This window comes from Streptomyces sp. NPDC029138, from assembly GCF_055564375.1.
The window spans coordinates 23,116-37,571 of sequence record NZ_JBVHWM010000050.1 but is presented as its reverse complement, the minus strand read 5'-3'; the positions used below and the strand labels follow the sequence as shown (position 1 = coordinate 37,571).

General features: G+C 72.7%; 15 protein-coding genes and 1 pseudogene. 11 read left to right on the top strand and 5 right to left on the bottom strand.

Annotated features, from left to right (window positions below):
• Nucleotides 1–26: 26 nt before the first annotated feature.
• Nucleotides 27–1,538 (bottom strand): MFS transporter, encoded by a 1,512-nt coding sequence (locus ACZ4WH_RS30685; protein WP_468186865.1) that lies wholly within the window; start codon nt 1,536–1,538, stop codon nt 27–29.
• A gap of 153 nt (nt 1,539–1,691) precedes the next feature.
• Between ACZ4WH_RS30685 and ACZ4WH_RS30680 the strand changes: the two genes are divergently transcribed.
• The 7 genes from ACZ4WH_RS30680 (at nt 1,692) to ACZ4WH_RS30650 (ending at nt 8,034) form a co-directional block, all read left to right on the top strand.
• Complete coding sequence (locus ACZ4WH_RS30680; RefSeq protein WP_468186862.1) at nt 1,692–2,960, top strand: cytochrome P450; 1,269 nt, start codon at nt 1,692–1,694, stop codon at nt 2,958–2,960.
• 60 nt (nt 2,961–3,020) lie between these two features.
• On the top strand, nt 3,021–3,638 hold the full coding sequence (locus ACZ4WH_RS30675) for a hypothetical protein (protein ID WP_468186859.1): 618 nt from the start codon (nt 3,021–3,023) through the stop codon (nt 3,636–3,638).
• A 187-nt stretch (nt 3,639–3,825) separates the two neighbouring features.
• Nucleotides 3,826–4,182 carry a PRC-barrel domain-containing protein gene (locus ACZ4WH_RS30670; protein WP_468186856.1) on the top strand — a complete coding sequence of 119 codons (357 nt, stop codon included), beginning with the start codon at nt 3,826–3,828 and terminating at the stop codon, nt 4,180–4,182.
• A gap of 26 nt (nt 4,183–4,208) precedes the next feature.
• Nucleotides 4,209–4,382, top strand: a complete 174-nt coding sequence (locus ACZ4WH_RS30665) for a hypothetical protein (protein WP_468186853.1) — start codon at nt 4,209–4,211, stop codon at nt 4,380–4,382.
• 187 nt (nt 4,383–4,569) lie between these two features.
• Complete coding sequence (locus tag ACZ4WH_RS30660) at nt 4,570–5,724, top strand: polysaccharide pyruvyl transferase family protein (RefSeq protein WP_468186851.1); 1,155 nt, start codon at nt 4,570–4,572, stop codon at nt 5,722–5,724.
• Between the two features lie 34 nt (nt 5,725–5,758).
• Nucleotides 5,759–7,168 (top strand): FAD-dependent oxidoreductase, encoded by a 1,410-nt coding sequence (locus tag ACZ4WH_RS30655; protein WP_468186848.1) that lies wholly within the window; start codon nt 5,759–5,761, stop codon nt 7,166–7,168.
• Between the two features lie 89 nt (nt 7,169–7,257).
• Nucleotides 7,258–8,034 carry a LamG domain-containing protein gene (locus ACZ4WH_RS30650; protein WP_468186845.1) on the top strand — a complete coding sequence of 259 codons (777 nt, stop codon included), beginning with the start codon at nt 7,258–7,260 and terminating at the stop codon, nt 8,032–8,034.
• Nucleotides 8,035–8,042: 8 nt separating this feature from the next.
• Here the strand turns inward: ACZ4WH_RS30650 and ACZ4WH_RS30645 are convergent, their stop codons facing one another.
• Both ACZ4WH_RS30645 and ACZ4WH_RS30640 read right to left on the bottom strand, forming a co-directional pair.
• Entirely contained in the window at nt 8,043–8,288 is a 246-nt protein-coding gene (locus ACZ4WH_RS30645) for a hypothetical protein (protein WP_468186843.1), read from the bottom strand.
• A gap of 109 nt (nt 8,289–8,397) precedes the next feature.
• Nucleotides 8,398–9,279, bottom strand: a complete 882-nt coding sequence (locus ACZ4WH_RS30640; RefSeq protein WP_468186840.1) for an SDR family NAD(P)-dependent oxidoreductase — start codon at nt 9,277–9,279, stop codon at nt 8,398–8,400.
• A 69-nt stretch (nt 9,280–9,348) separates the two neighbouring features.
• On the opposite strand from ACZ4WH_RS30640, the gene ACZ4WH_RS30635 reads away from it, so the two are divergent.
• Nucleotides 9,349–10,017, top strand: coding sequence for a TetR/AcrR family transcriptional regulator (locus ACZ4WH_RS30635; RefSeq protein ID WP_468186837.1), 669 nt, complete (start codon nt 9,349–9,351; stop codon nt 10,015–10,017).
• On the opposite strand, the pseudogene ACZ4WH_RS30630 reads toward ACZ4WH_RS30635, so the two are convergent.
• A pseudogene (locus ACZ4WH_RS30630) lies at nt 10,018–10,331 on the bottom strand (methylmalonyl-CoA mutase family protein); the annotation flags it as partial.
• Between the two features lie 58 nt (nt 10,332–10,389).
• Nucleotides 10,390–11,934, bottom strand: coding sequence for an aromatic amino acid ammonia-lyase (locus ACZ4WH_RS30625; RefSeq protein ID WP_468186834.1), 1,545 nt, complete (start codon nt 11,932–11,934; stop codon nt 10,390–10,392).
• A 143-nt stretch (nt 11,935–12,077) separates the two neighbouring features.
• Between ACZ4WH_RS30625 and ACZ4WH_RS30620 the strand changes: the two genes are divergently transcribed.
• From ACZ4WH_RS30620 to ACZ4WH_RS30610, 3 genes are read left to right on the top strand one after another with little or no spacing between them, the layout of a single operon-like run.
• Nucleotides 12,078–13,112, top strand: a complete 1,035-nt coding sequence (locus ACZ4WH_RS30620) for an ABC transporter ATP-binding protein (protein ID WP_468186832.1) — start codon at nt 12,078–12,080, stop codon at nt 13,110–13,112.
• Nucleotides 13,109–13,750 (top strand): ABC transporter permease, encoded by a 642-nt coding sequence (locus ACZ4WH_RS30615; protein WP_468186829.1) that lies wholly within the window; start codon nt 13,109–13,111, stop codon nt 13,748–13,750. The genes ACZ4WH_RS30620 and ACZ4WH_RS30615 overlap by 4 nt, the downstream gene beginning before the upstream one ends.
• Entirely contained in the window at nt 13,750–14,448 is a 699-nt protein-coding gene (locus tag ACZ4WH_RS30610; RefSeq protein ID WP_468186952.1) for an ABC transporter permease, read from the top strand. The genes ACZ4WH_RS30615 and ACZ4WH_RS30610 overlap by 1 nt, the downstream gene beginning before the upstream one ends.
• Nucleotides 14,449–14,456 lie beyond the last annotated feature (8 nt).

Below are 14,456 nucleotides of genomic sequence, written 5' to 3'. Positions count from 1 at the left end.
TGTCGGAGAACAATGACCAGAGTGGTCTACGGAGAACCGCTCATCTCCGAACAGGGCGACGCGAGGGCGGTGGTCCGGCGCGGCAGCCCGCGCCATGCGGCCACCGCCCCGGTGACGGCGACCGCGGCCGCCACCCACGCGCTGCGGGTGAGCCCGGCGACGAAGGCGTCCGCCGCCGCGGTGAGCAGCTGGCTCCGCACGGCCGGGGTCGCGTGCCGGCCCGCCAGCGCGGCGGCGACGACGCTGTCCTTGGCGGCGGACGGCAGGCCGCGCAGGCCGGCGTGGGCGAGTGCGTCGCCGATCCGGTCCCGGTAGACGGTGGCGAGGACGGAGCCCTGGACGGCGACCCCGAGGGTGGCGCCGACCTGGCGGGTGGCGTCGTTGACGGCGGACCCGACCCCGGCGTGCGGCTCGCCCACGCTCTCCATCACCGCGGCGGTGCCCGCCGCCGCCGTCAGCCCCGCCCCCACACCCGCGACGATCTGCACCAGGGCCAGGTGCGGATAACCGGACTCCGACGTCGTACGGGCCAGCAGCACGAAGGAGCCGGCGACCACGACGAGGCCGCTCACCATGACGGGCCGGTGGGTCAGCCGCGCGGTGAGCGCGGCGGCCAGCGCGGCGCCGGCGACGAGAGCGGCGGGCAGCGGCAGCGTGCGCACACCGGCCTGCCAGGGGGTGCAGCCCAGCACGCCTTGCAGATACAGGGAGATGACGAAGAGCGCGCCGAACATCCCGAACGACATCATGGCCAGGGCCGCCGCCGGGACGGTGACCGCACGTCGCCTCACGTGCCGGGGCAGCATGGGCGCCGGAGCCCGCCGCAGCCACACGCCGAACGCGGTCAACAGCCCGGCGGCGAGGGCGGACGCGGCGAGGACCGGCCCACTGGTCCATCCCCGGCCGGGGCCTTCGGTGATCGCCCAGACCAGCGCCAGCAGCCCCGTCGCGGACAGCAGGGTGCCCGGTACGTCGACGGGCCCGGTGCGGGAGCGCGGCGGCGAGGGGACCACGAGGAGCGTCAGCGCGATGACCCCCGCGGCGAAGGGGACGTTCAGCCAGAACACCGCCCGCCACGAGTGCTGACCGACCAGCCAGCCGCCGATCACCGGCCCCAGGGCGCCGCCCAGCCCGCCCACCGCGGCCCACAGCGCGATGGCCCGCCGCCGCGGCACGGGCTCCGGAAACAGGCCGGTGAGCAGCGACAGCGTGGCGGGCATGATGAGCGACGCGCCCGCGCCCATGGCACCGCGCGCCGCGATCAGCTGCCACGGTACGGCGGCCACCGCGCCGGCCCAGGAGGCGCACCCGCAGAGGGCGAGGCCGGCGAGGAACGCTCGTCTGCGGCCGATCCGGTCGGTGACGCCCCCGGCCGTCAGCACGAGGCCGCCCAGGACGAGTGCGTAGGCGTCGACGATCCACTGCGTCTGCCCCGCCGACGAGCCGAGCGCGGTCTGGAGATCGGGAAGGGCGACGTTGAGCACGGTGAGGTCCATGCCCAGCAGGAACAGCCCCGAGCAGACGGCCCCGGCGCTCACCCAGCGTCTCCGCGTTTTTCCCGCAGCCGCGTGAAAAGCGACGAATTCCGTTCCGCGTTCACCCGTCATGTGCACTCTTTACCAGAGTGCGGGGACAGAGGAATCACGGGCGAGGTCTGAATGGAAGCATCCGATACGCTGACCGACTCTCTGATGAGACAGTTCCCCTTCGACATCGGCGCCGACGAATTCGTACAGAATCCGTACCGCTTCTACGAGGAGGTGCGCCGTGCGAGCGGCCCGGTGCACCGCACGCCCTCGGGTGACGTCGTGGTCCTCGGCTACGTAGAGGCCCAGGCCGTCCTGCGCGATCCGCGCTTCGGGCACGGCGCCCAGACGGCACAGGACCGGACCGGTTACGGCGTACCCGCCCGCACCTTCCTGCTGACCGATCCGCCCGGCCACACCCGCCAACGCGAGCGCGTACGGCGCGCCTTCACCGCGCGCGAGGTGCTGGCGCTGCGCCGGAGGATCGACGACGTGGCGGCGGGTCTGGTCGAGGCGGCGGCGCGGTCGGGTACGGCGGAGGTCGTCGCGGAGGTCGCGCGGCCCCTGTCCGCCCGGGTGGTCGCGGATCTGATCGGCGTGCCGGAAGACCTCCGCGACCGCTTCGCGCAGGCGGCCGCGCTCCTGGTGCGCGGCATGGATCCGCCCGGTCTGCTCACCCCCGGCACGCGCGAGCGCATCGCGCGGGCGGGGGTCGGGCTGGCGCGGGACATCGGCGTCGCCCTGCGGCGCCCGGAAGCCTCCGGGATTCTGGGCGTGCTCGCCCACGACGCCGACGACCGGCCGGCCCGGGCGGAGACCGTGACGACGTGCGCGCAGCTCGTGGCGGCCGGGTACGAGACGACCGTCGGTCTGATCGGCAACGGCCTGCACGCGCTGCTCCAGCACCCCGACCAATTGGCGTGGCTCGCGGCCGCCGGCCACGCGGAGGAGGCGCTGGCGGCGGCCGTGGAGGAACTGCTCCGCTTCGATCCGCCCATTCAACTGGCGCCCCGCACCGCCCTGGTGGACGCCGACATCGCGGGTACGCCCGTTTCGCGCGGCGCCGTCGTCTCCGTGCTGCTGGGCGCGGCCAACCGTGATCCGCGTGTCTTCCCCGATCCGCACCGGCTCCGGCTCGACCGGCAGCCGAAGCATCTCGCCTTCGGGCTGGGCAGCCATTACTGTCTCGGCGCCGCGCTGGCCCGGCTCGAAGCCACCGCGGCCCTCAGACACCTGCTCGCCCGCCGGCCCCGGCCGGACGGTCACCCGGTGTCGTACGGCCCCGCTCGCGTGGCCCGCAGTGTGCAGAGCCTGCGCGTGCGGCTGGACCCGGGCGACAACCGGACGGAGCAGCCGACCGGTGACGTCTGTGACCGTTCTGTGGCACACGGGGGCACAACGCACCGCCCCCGGGACGGGTCGTACTCCACATGACGGCCGGGAAGGAACCCGTCCTCCCGGCATCCAGCGCATCACACCGCACAGGGGGACACCATGAAGATCCGGACGCGGGGCATCCGCAGCGCTCTGACGGCCCTGGCCACCGGCACCGCCCTCGCGTTGGCGGCGGTGCCGGCGACGGCTGCCGCCGGCACCGCCGGTACACCCGCCTTCCTCGACCCGGCGGAGCTGCCGCCCCACCCCTCGTCGCCCTGGTACGCCGGCCCGGTCACCGCCGGCCAGCCGGACCCGCTGCCGATGTGCGTCGGCGACGCCCTGCCGTCGATCTCCGTGCACCGCGCCTACTGGACGGACCTCGACACCAACGCCCTTCAGGTCACCGTCGTCGAGCGCGACGAGCAGCGCGCCGCCGACTTCGCCGCCCTGCTGCGCAAGGACCTCTCGGGCTGCGCGAAGAAGCTGGAGTCGCAGTCCTCGGACATCACGGCGGCGAAGAAGTACTACGGCAAGGTCGAGGTGGCGGAGGGCGCCCACGTCTACGGCATTCACACCACCGCGTCCTGGGGCGCCTCCGACATCGCCCTGTTCTCGGTCGGCCGCGACGGCAGGACCGTGACGGTCGTGAAGTGGTCCCAGATGGGCTCGTTCCGCGACGCCCCGGTCAAGGCCTTCAAGACGACCACCCGAACGGCGGTCGACAAGCTCTCCTGACCTCCGGTACGGCGCCGTTCCTCGGCGGGTCGGCCGCACCGCCGAGGAACCGCTTCGACGTCACATGCCTACAGTGGAGTGAAGCCTCCACCCCTCTGGCCGCGCATCCGGTACGCCGTCCGGGGCCTTCGGTGCCGGACACCACATCGCCGGCCTGATGGTGGGTACTCCCGCAGAGGAGGTTCTGATGTTCGAGGCAACCGATATCCGTGAGTGGCGGGGTCACGACGTCGTCGACCCCAAAGGTCACAAGATCGGCGTCATGGAGTCGGTCTATGTGGACACGTCCACCGACCAGCCCTTCTTCGTCACGGTGACCGTGGGCCTGCCCACCCGTCGCCGTCTGGTGTTCGTGCCGCTCCCCGGCGCGACGGTGGGTCCCGGCTACCTGAAGGTCGCCCACAGCAAGGACCAGGTCAAGAAGGCTCCGGCGATCGACACCGACGGCGAACTGCCCGTCGCCGAGGAGCCGGGCGTCTTCGCCCACTACGAGCTGACCTATACGCCAGGAGCCGGCGGCGAGCGGCGCCTGGCCCGCCGTTGACGCGCCGAAGACCGCCGGGAGATCCGATGAGTCTGTTCCTGTTCCTGATCCTCGTGGCCGTCGTCCTGGGCATCATCGGATTCGTCGTCCACGGTCTGATGTATCTCCTGGTCATCGGCGCCGTCGTTCTCGTCGCCGACCTCGTCTACGCCGCGGTGCGCTTCCGCCGGGGAGGCAGGAGGCACCGCCTCGTCCGCTGACCGGCCGCGTCAGGCACGGTCACGGCGGTTTCCCGGCCGGTCACGCCCCCCGCGGGGAGCCGCGACCGGCTGGTCCGCCAAGTGCGCGGCGACGCGGTCGCGCGTTCCCCGCGGCTGACGGCAAGCTGGTACAGACATGCTCATAAGGGTCGTACGGCAGGGAGCGGTCGTGGATGGTGCGCAGAGCATGACCGTAGGCGTGCTGGGTTCCTACGGCGGCCGGAACGTGGGCGACGAGGCGATCCTCACCGCCCTGCTGGACCGTGTCCGGGCGGGTCGGCCGGACACTCGCTTCGTGGTCTTCTCCCGCAATCCCCAGCACACCCGCAGCGTCCATCCGGATGTCGAGGTCGTCGGGTGGGAGGGCGTCTGCCGGGAGGGCATCTCCGCGCATCTGCGCCGGCTGAGCGTCCTGGTGCTCGGCGGCGGCGGGATCCTCTACGACACCGAGGCGCGGCGCTATCTGCGGACGGCCCGCACCGCCCAGAGTCTCGGCGTGCCCGTCTTCACCTACGCGGTGGGGGCGGGGCCGCTCACCGAGGAGTCGGACTGCGCGTGGGTCCGTGCGGTGCTCTCGGACGCGGTCGAGGTGACGGTCCGTGACGAGGAGTCGAAGCTCGTGCTGGAAGAGGCCGGCCTCGACCGGCCCGTCCTGGTCACCGCCGATCCGGCGCTGCTGCTGGAGCCCGGCGGCCGGGGTGCGGCGCTGCTGCGGGCGGAGGCCGTGCCGCGCGGCGTGCGGCTGGTGGGCATGAGCGTGCGGGAGCCCGGGCACGCGGCGGAGCACCTGGACGAGGAGGGATACCACCAGCTCCTCGCCAGCATGGGCGACTTCCTCGTCCACCGCCTGGACGCTCACATCGTCTTCGTCTCCATGGAACGCGGCGACATCCGGCACGCCCACGCGGTGGCGTCCCGCATGGCGGAGGCGGACCGCTGCACGGTGCTGCACGGCGATCACGGGCCGCAGCAGGTCCTCGACATCGTCAAGCAGCTGGATCTGGCCGTCGGCATGCGGCTCCACTTCCTGATCTTCGCCGCGCTGGCCGGAATCCCTCTGCTCCCCCTGCCCTACGCGGGCAAGGTCTTCGACTTCGCGCAGCAGATCGGCGCGCCGGCCCTGCGCGGGGTGGTCAGGGAGACGGCGGGGCTGCTGCTGGCGGAGGTGGACCGCCTGTGGGACGAGCGGCGCGCCCGGGTGGCGGACACGGCTGTGCGTACGGCGGCGATGCGGCTGCGGGCGGCCCAGACGGCCGATCGGCTCCTCGCCTATCTGGACAGTGCCGCCGGGCACGACGTCGTACGCGGCGGCACGCCCGTGGCGGCCTCCACCGCGGGCTGAGGCCGCGACCACCGGTTTCCCGAGGGAGTGAAACGTGTCCTACCTGATGCCGCCCCGCGTTCCCCGGACGGTGGAACTTCCGCCGCGTCAGGCTCTGCACGCGGGGTCGACGCAGGTGCTGGTGATCGGCGGCGGGCCGGCCGGCATCGGCGCGGCTCTCGGTGCCGCCAACGCGGGCGCCGAGGTGGTCCTCGTGGAGCGCTACGGGTTCCTCGGCGGCAATGCCACCGCGGCGCTGGTGATGCCGCTGATGAGTTTCCACAACGAGGTCAAGCAGGCCGTGGCCGGCGACACCGCGCGTCTGCTGCCGCCGGATCACGGCGAGGGCGAGCCGGTCGTCGGCGGGGTGCTGTGGGTGCTGCTCGACCACCTCGTGCGCGCGGGAGCGGCGATCCGGCCCTCACTGGAGACGGGCTACACCGTGCCCTTCGATCCGGAGCTGTTCAAACTGGTGCTGTACGAGCTGCTGGAGATGCACGAGGTCCGTACGCTCCTGCACGCCTTCGCCTCCGACGTCCTCAGCATGCCGGACCGGGCGCGTGCGGTGTTCGAGACGAAGTCCGGGCCCCTCGTCATGGACGCGGACGTGGTCGTCGACTGCACCGGGGACGGCGACATCGCCGCGGCGGCGGGGGCCGCGTACGAGATCGGCCGGCCGGAGGACGGCTGGACCCAGCCCATGTCGCTGATGTTCCGCATGGTCCGCTTCGACCACGACGCCTTCACCGCCTACACCCGCGCCCACCCGGACCAGTGGCGGGGCGTGCACGGGCTGTGGGACCTGGTGCGGGCCGCCACGGACGCCGGGGAGCTGGACCTGCCCCGCGAGGACGTGCTCTTCTTCGCCACCCCGAACACGGGTGAGGTGGCGGTCAACTCCACCCGGATCACCGAAGTGCTCGGCACCAGCGTGTGGGACCTCACCCGGGCGGAGTTCACCGCTCACCGGCAGATGGCGCAGATCGCGCGGTTCCTGCGGGAGCGGGTGCCGGGGTTCGCGGACTCCTACGTCGCGCAGAGCGGCGTCCAGGTCGGTGTCCGGGAGACGCGTCGGATCGTGGGCGAGTACCAGCTGACGGGCGAGGACGTGCTCACGGCCCGTACCTTCCAGGACGCGATCGCCCGCGGTGCCTACCCGGTGGACATCCACAACCCCAGCGGACGCGGCACCACGCTGAGACGGCTGCCGCGCGGGGAGTCGTACGACATTCCGTTGCGCTGCCTCTTTCCCCGGGGCGTGGAGCGGGTCCTGGTCGCGGGCCGCTGCATCTCCGGGGACCACGTGGCCCACTCCTCCTACCGCGTCATGCCGATCTCCATGGCCACCGGACAGGCGGCGGGTGTCTGCGCGGCCCTGGCCGCGACGCAGGGCCGGCAGCCACGGGACGTCCAGGTGAGCGCGGTCCAGCGAGAACTGCGCGCCCAGGGCGCCAGTCTGCGCTGAACCGCCCGCCGTTCACCCGGACGGCCCAATCTCGGCGCCGGATCGGGGCCCGGGCGCATGACCGGGCCACCACCGGTGAGACATCGGGCATGGAGGAACTCGCACCGGGCGGCCGGCTGCCCGCTCCGCGCCGCCCGACCGGACCCGACGTCGTGTTCACGGCGGACTTCGCTTCGGAAACACAGTGGGTCGCGGGTCGCTCGTGGGCCTATCCGGACGGCGGCCCGGTCAATCCGGACGACGACAAACTGGACTACCTGGTACCCGACGCCGACCACAGCCGCTCGGGGGTCTTCCGGGCCACACGCCGGCCGGACGGCAGATGGAACACGGGTCTGCTGACCACGGAGGGGAGCCAGGAGGGCTTCACGGTCCGGTCGGGTGATGTGCTGGAGGCCCGGGTACGGCTGCCGCTGGAGATCGGCGCCTGGCCGGCCATCTGGACCTGGCGGGACGGCGACCAGGAGATCGACGTCTTCGAATACCACCCGGACCACCCGGACCTGCTGGAGCTGACCAACCATGTGCGGGGCGCCGAGCACTCCGTGCACGACGACGCCGTCCGCCCCGGTGCCTGGGTGGACCTGCGCACCGAGTTCGGACGCCGCTCGGTGGTCTGGTGGCTGAACGGGACGCGGGTGTTCTCGGACAGGCGGGGTGTGGGCCGCGCCTGGCACGCCTATCTCATCGTCAACCTCTCGGTGAGCGCCGGGCGTTACCACCCGCCGCCCGAGGCCGGCACGGCCGAGATGAGCTTCGAGGTGAGCAGTCTCGTCGTACGGCGTCCCGCAGCGGACGACGGAGACGACGGAGACGAGGGCGGGGAGGGCAGCGAGGCCGCCACCGTCGGCAGCCCCGCCGACTGACGCGGTCCCTACCGGTCGGGACCCGTCTCCTCGTCTCCTTGCCGGCGCTCCCCCGGCTGCTCCTCGGCGCTCACGCCTCGCAGCGGCTCGTCGGCGGCTGTGCCCTGCTGGGGCTGGTAGCCCTCCTTCGCGCTCGCGGTGCCCGGGATCGTCCGGTCGCGGGCCTGGCTCTCGCTGCCCGAGTGCGCTCCGGGCTCCTCGTCGTCGCGGGCCCGGGCGAACCGGTCGGCGGGCTCGTCGGTGTGTCCCGTCATGGCCATCCTCCGATCCATCGGTCGACACCGCCGGGTTCCCGTGGGCCGACCGGGGAAACGGAGGGGGAGGACGCACGCGGAACCAGAGGCCGCCGTGCTCAGGGGGTCGTCACGGACGCTCTTCGGGCGGGAGCTCCACGGGGTAGGGCTCGCTGAAGTCCGCCGACCTGCTCACCTTCTCCCAGGCGGTCGCCTCCGCGACCTGGCGGCGGGAGTAGTCCAGCGCCATGGTCACGGCGTTCACGCCGAGGGGGAGGTGGCTGGGGATCTGCTCGCGCCCCACGGTCCGCACGATGATCTCGGCCGCGCGGCGGGGGTCCCCGGCCGCGCCGTCGGTGCTCTGCCGCACCCGCCGGTTCATCTCGCCCACGGTCGCGTCGTAGGCGTCGGGGATGGCGTGGACCGTCATGGAGGAGCCGGCCCAGTCGGTGGCGAAGCCGCTCGGCTCGACCACCATGACCCGCACGCCGAACGGTGCGGTCTCCGTGGCCAGCACACGGCTGAAGCCGTCGACCGCGAACTTGGCCGCCTGGTAGGAGGCGATGCCCGGGGAGCCGCCGACCCGGCCCCCGATCGAGGAGAACTGCACGACGGTGCCCGACCCCTGCCGGCGCAGGGTGGGGAGCGCGGCCTTCGTGACGTGGTAGACGCCCCAGAAGTTCGTCTCGAACTGGGCGCGGAAGTCGTCGTCGTCCGCCGTCTCGATGGGCGACACGTTCGCGTAGCCCGCGTTGTTCACGAGGACGTCGATGCGTCCGAAGCGCTCGACCGCCGCGTCGACGGCCGCGCGGGCCGCGTCGGGGCTGGTGACGTCCAGGGCGAGGGGAAGGACGCGGTCGCCGTACTCGCCGAACGCCTCCGCGAGTGCCTCGGGGCGGCGGGCGGTGGCGACGACGTGATGGCCGGCCTCCAGGGCGGCGGCGACGAGGGCCCGGCCGAGGCCGCGCGACGAACCGGTGATGAACCAGACCTGTGGGTGCTGTTGACTCATGGCCTTAGTACAACACCGTTCTCTTAATAACGCAACACCGTTGCGCTATGGATTCCTATGATGTCCTCCATGAGTGAGCCTGCCTTTCAGCGTGCGCGCAGTGCCGAGGCCAAACAGGCCCGCGAACAGGCGATCCTGGACGCGGCCCGCGCGCTCGGTCGCCGGCATGGGGTGAGGGACGTCACCCTCACCGACATCGCGGCGGCCGTGGGCATGCACAAATCAGCCCTGCTGCGCTACTTCGAGACGAGGGAGCAGATCTTCCTCGAACTGACCGCGGAGGGGTGGCGGCAGTGGTCCGCCGACCTGTGCGGCGACCTCGCCGGCCGGGCACAGGCCACGCCCGCCGAGGTCGCCGAGGTCATCACCGGCACACTCGCGGCGCGCCCCATGTTCTGCGACCTGCTCGCCCAGGCGCCCCTGAACCTGGAACGGAACGTGTCGATCGAGTCGGTGCGGTCCTTCAAGCTGGTGACGCTCGGGGAGGTCGAGCGGATCGGCGGCGAGCTGCACCGGCTGCTCGGACTGACCGAACTCCAGGCCGTCGACACGATCGCCACGGCGACCAGCATGGCCGGAGCGCTGTGGCAGATGGCCACCCCGGGGCCGCGCCTGCGGGAGCTGTACGCGAACGACCCCCGGCTCGGCCATGCCGTCGTCGAGGTGGAACCCCGCCTGACCCGCGTCCTCACCGCCTATCTCACCGGGCTCGGCGTGGAGTCCCCGGCGACCACCTGAGCGTCGCTTGGCGAGCCGCTTGGAGCGCTCCGCCCAGGTCGTCGCCAGGTCGGTGCGCACCGGGCCGGAGCGCAGCACGGCCGCCCGGCCGCCACGCGCTCGATCGACCGGAAGAACTGCCAGGCGGCCTGGGCGAGTTCGGCCGTCAGCCGCTCGACGTACCAGGATCCGCCCGCCGGGTCGATGACCCGGGCCGGATGGGACTCCTCGATCAGGACGGAGGAGGTGTTGCGGGCGATCCGGCGCGCGAACGCGTCCGGGAGGCCGAGCGCGTGGTCGAACGGCAGCACCGTCACGGAGTCGGCGCGGCCCCGAGCCCGGCCCGCATCCGTGGGCTCCGGTGAGACGCGCCAGGGGCGGCGGTACGGGTCGTCACGGGGCCCGGCGCCCGGAAACACGCTCCGGCACCGACTCGGCCAGCCGTTCCAGCAGTGCGCCGGCGATCGTGACATCGTCGGTGAGAGGGCGGTCGGCGTCCTGCGCGTCGAGGCTCTCCGCGGCGAGCGCGAAGACACGGCCGACCGGCAGCAGGGCGGGGGGACGCAGGCCGCGCTGCCGCAACGCCCGTACCGCCGCGACGAGTTCGCAGGCGACGACGAGCCGGTACGCGCCACAGGCGCGCAGCGCCTGGCGCGCGGCGAGCGAGGCGAAGCTGGCCTGTTCCTCGACGCCACGCGAGAGCACGGCGTGTCCGAGCGAGGCGGGCGCGCAGAACGACCTCAGGTCCCCGAGGGCCGCTCCGGCCGCGTATTCGAGGATCATCACGCCGGAGGAGGCGGGCTCGCCGTTCGCGAGGAAGGGCCGCAGGCCGGTGCAGGCCGGCTCGTTGAGCGCGGAGAGCCGCGAGGTGGACAACCGGGCCACCTGCATCAGGGCCAGCCGGAAGTGGTCGAGGGCGATGGCCAGTTGGGCCTGGTAGAAGCCGCCGTGATGGTAGGCGGCCATGTCGTCGGGTGCGATCAGCGGGTTCTCGGCGGCGGCGTTGATCTCGACGGTGAGGACGTCCTCCAGCGCGTCGGCCGCCTCCAGCGCGGGTCCGTGGACCTGGGGCAGACACCGGAAGCCGTAGGGGTCCTGGATGCGGCCGGCCGGCGGGGCGGGCCGGTCCGCCGCTCCGATCAGCTCCCGCATGGCCTGAGCGACCCGCACGCTGCCGCGGTGCGGGCGCGCGGCATGGACGGGGGCGGCGTATGCCTCGTGGGAGCCGTCGACGGCGAGCAGGGAGAGGGCCGCGACGGCCTGGGTGGCCGTGAGGAGTCTGCGCAGTTCGGCGAGGGCGAGGGCGGACTGTCCGAGGGTCAGGGCGTTGCTGCTGATGAGGGCGAGGGCGTCGTTGTTGTCCAGCGCGAGCGGGGCGGGGCCGGGCCGCTCGTGCCACGGGCGCTCCCCGGCCAGGGTGAGACCGACCTGGGCGAGGGCGGCGATGTCCCCCGTGCCGACGGAGCCGAACTCGTTGACGGCCGGACGGGCACCGATGGACAGCGCGTCGCACAGGGCGGTGACGACGGCCGGGCGCAGTCCGGCCCCGCCCGCCAGGAGTTGGTTGGCCCGCACGGCCAGCATGGCGCGGACCTGCCGGGCGGGAAGCTCCTCGCCGATGGCACCGGCGTGGCTGCGCAGCAGCCGCAGCCCGTGGTCCGCGGCGGCGCCGGTGGGCACCGGCTGGTTCCGGTTGGCGCCGACTCCGGTCGAGCGGCCGTAGACGCGGCCCGTCGCGGCGATCCGCCGCGCGGCGTCCCAGGAGGCCGTCACGCGCTCCATCGCCCGGGTGTCCGGGAGCGGACGCGCCAGGCCGTCGGCGAGTTTCTCGACCGCGTCGACGGAGAGCGTGGAGCCGTCGAGGACGAGGGCGTCGGACTTCGCGGGTGCGGACGGTGCTTCACCATCCGCCACACCATCCACTATCCGAGACGACATAGAGTGCAAACCCTCCCTGAACCGGACAGTTCTTCTTGCCTGTTGGTCATTTACCGCGAGCGATTCCCGCCAGACCATTGACAACTTATTCAGGCACCGAGAACTCTGCATGACACTATGCAGCCCAGGCAAGGGGCCATCACATGATCCAGTTCAGGTCGGTCCACAAGCGTTTCCCGAACGGCTCCACCGCCGTGCACGATCTCAGCCTGGAGATCCCGGACGGCGGGGTCACCGTGCTGGTCGGGTCTTCCGGTTGCGGCAAGACGACGACGCTTCGCATGATCAACCGGATGGTCGAGCCGACCTCCGGGACGATCCTCGTCGGCGGCCGTGACGTCCGCGACCAGGACGCCGCCGAGTTGCGGCGCTCCATCGGCTACGTCATCCAGCAGGGCGGCCTCTTCCCGCACCGCACGATCCTCGACAACATCGCCACGGTGCCGCTGCTGCTCGGCTGGGGCCGCCGCAAAGCGCGGGCCCGTGCGGCCGAGTTGCTGGAGACGGTCGGCCTGCCCGCCGAGACGGGAAAGCGCTACCCGCACCAGCTCTCCGGCGGCCAGCAGCAGCGCGTCGGCGTCGCCCGCGCGCTCGCCGCCGATCCGCCGGTCCTGCTCATGGACGAGCCGTTCGGCGCCGTCGACCCCGTTGTGCGGACCCAGTTGCAGGACGAACTCCTGCGGCTGCAACGTGAGTTGAGCAAGACCATCGTCTTCGTCACCCATGACATCGACGAGGCGGTCCGGATCGGCGACCGCATCGCCGTCTTCCGCTCCGGCGGCCACCTCGTGCAGTGCGCCCCTCCCGGCGAACTCCTCGCCCGCCCGGCCGACGAGTTCGTTCAGAGCTTCCTCGGGTCCGAGCGCGGCCTCAAGCTGTTGTCCCTGGCCACCCTCGCCGACGTCGCGCAGAGCCCGGTGCCCGCGGGAGGCCCGTGGGAACTCGTGCCGGACGAGGCCGGCCGGCCCGTCGTGTGGCGCAACGGTGAGGAGCGGGTGCCGGTACGGCCGCTGCGCGACGGCGACTCCCTGCTGGCCGCCCTCGACGAGTCCGTCGCCTCGCCCAACGGCCTCGTGGTGCGGGTCGGTGCGGACGGCGCGGTGACCGGGGTGACCTCCCACGACGACATCCACCGCCACGCGAGCCGGGCCCACTCCGCGGCGAGGGTGGCGGCATGACGATCGACCGGGCGTGGATCGCCGACCACGCGAGCGACCTGGCCGGGCTCTCCCTCTCCCACCTCCAGGCCGCCCTCTCCGCCGTCTTCTTCGGCCTGTTGATCTCCCTCCCGCTGGCCGTGCTGGCCCACCGGGTGCGCGCCCTGCGCGGTGTCCTGCTGGGCATGTCCAACGTCCTGTTCACGATCCCGTCGATCGCGGTCTTCGTGCTGCTGCTCCCGGTCTCCGGCCTGTCCCGTACGACCACGGTGGTGGGCCTGACGATCTACACGCTGGTGGTCCTGCTGCGGAACACGGTCGAGGGCCTGGACGCCGTACCGGCCCGGGTGAAGGAGGCCGCGCGGGCCATGGGCACCCGCCCGCTGCGGACGCTGCTCACCGTCGAACTCCCGCTGGCACTCCCGGTCGTCATCGCAGGCGTCCGGATCGCGACCGTCATGTCGATCTCGCTCGTCTCCGTGGCCACGTACATCGGCGACGGCGGCCTCGGCCAGCTCTTCACCGACGGGTTCCAGCGCAACTTCCCCACTCCGGTCATCGTCGGTGTGGCGCTGACCCTGCTGCTGGCCGTCGTGGCGGACGCGCTGCTCGTGGCCCTCCAGTACGTGCTGACCCCGTGGACGAGGCGGCGAGCCTGATGTACGAACTCCTGCACAACCTCGTGAAGTGGCTCCTCAGCGGCGCCCAGTGGTCCGGCCCGGACGGCATCGCGCACCGACTCGCCGAGCACGTCCAGTACTCGCTGGTCGCCACGCTGGTCGCGGCCGCCATCGGCCTCCCGCTCGGCCTGCTCATCGGGCACACCGGCAAGGGCGCGTTCCTCGCCGTCAACCTCGCGTCGTTCGGCCGCGCACTGCCCACCGTCGGCCTGGTCGTGCTGGTCTTCCTGGCCAGCGGCCTGTCCATGTGGCCGGTGTACGTCGCGCTCGTCGCGCTGGCCGTGCCGGCGATCGTCACGAACACCTACGCCGGCATGGCCGCCGTCGACCCGGACGTCCGGGACGCGGCGCGCGGCCAGGGCATGCGCGGGCACCAGGTGCTCCTCCAGGTCGAGATTCCGCTCGCCGCCGGGCTGATCATGACCGGGCTGCGCCTGGCGCTGATCCAGGTCGTCGCGACGGCCACCATCGCCGCCTATGTGAGCTTCGGCGGCCTGGGCCGCTATGTCTTCGACGGCCTCGCCCAGCGCGACCTGGTGCAGGTGCTCGGCGGGGCGGTCCTCGTCGCCCTGCTCGCCGTCGTCCTCGACCTCGCGCTGTCCGCCCTTCAGCGGCTCGTCCTTCCGTCCCGCTCCCGGCCCCGGCCGGGCGGCAAGACGTCCACCCGCACCGCCTAGGAGCTTCG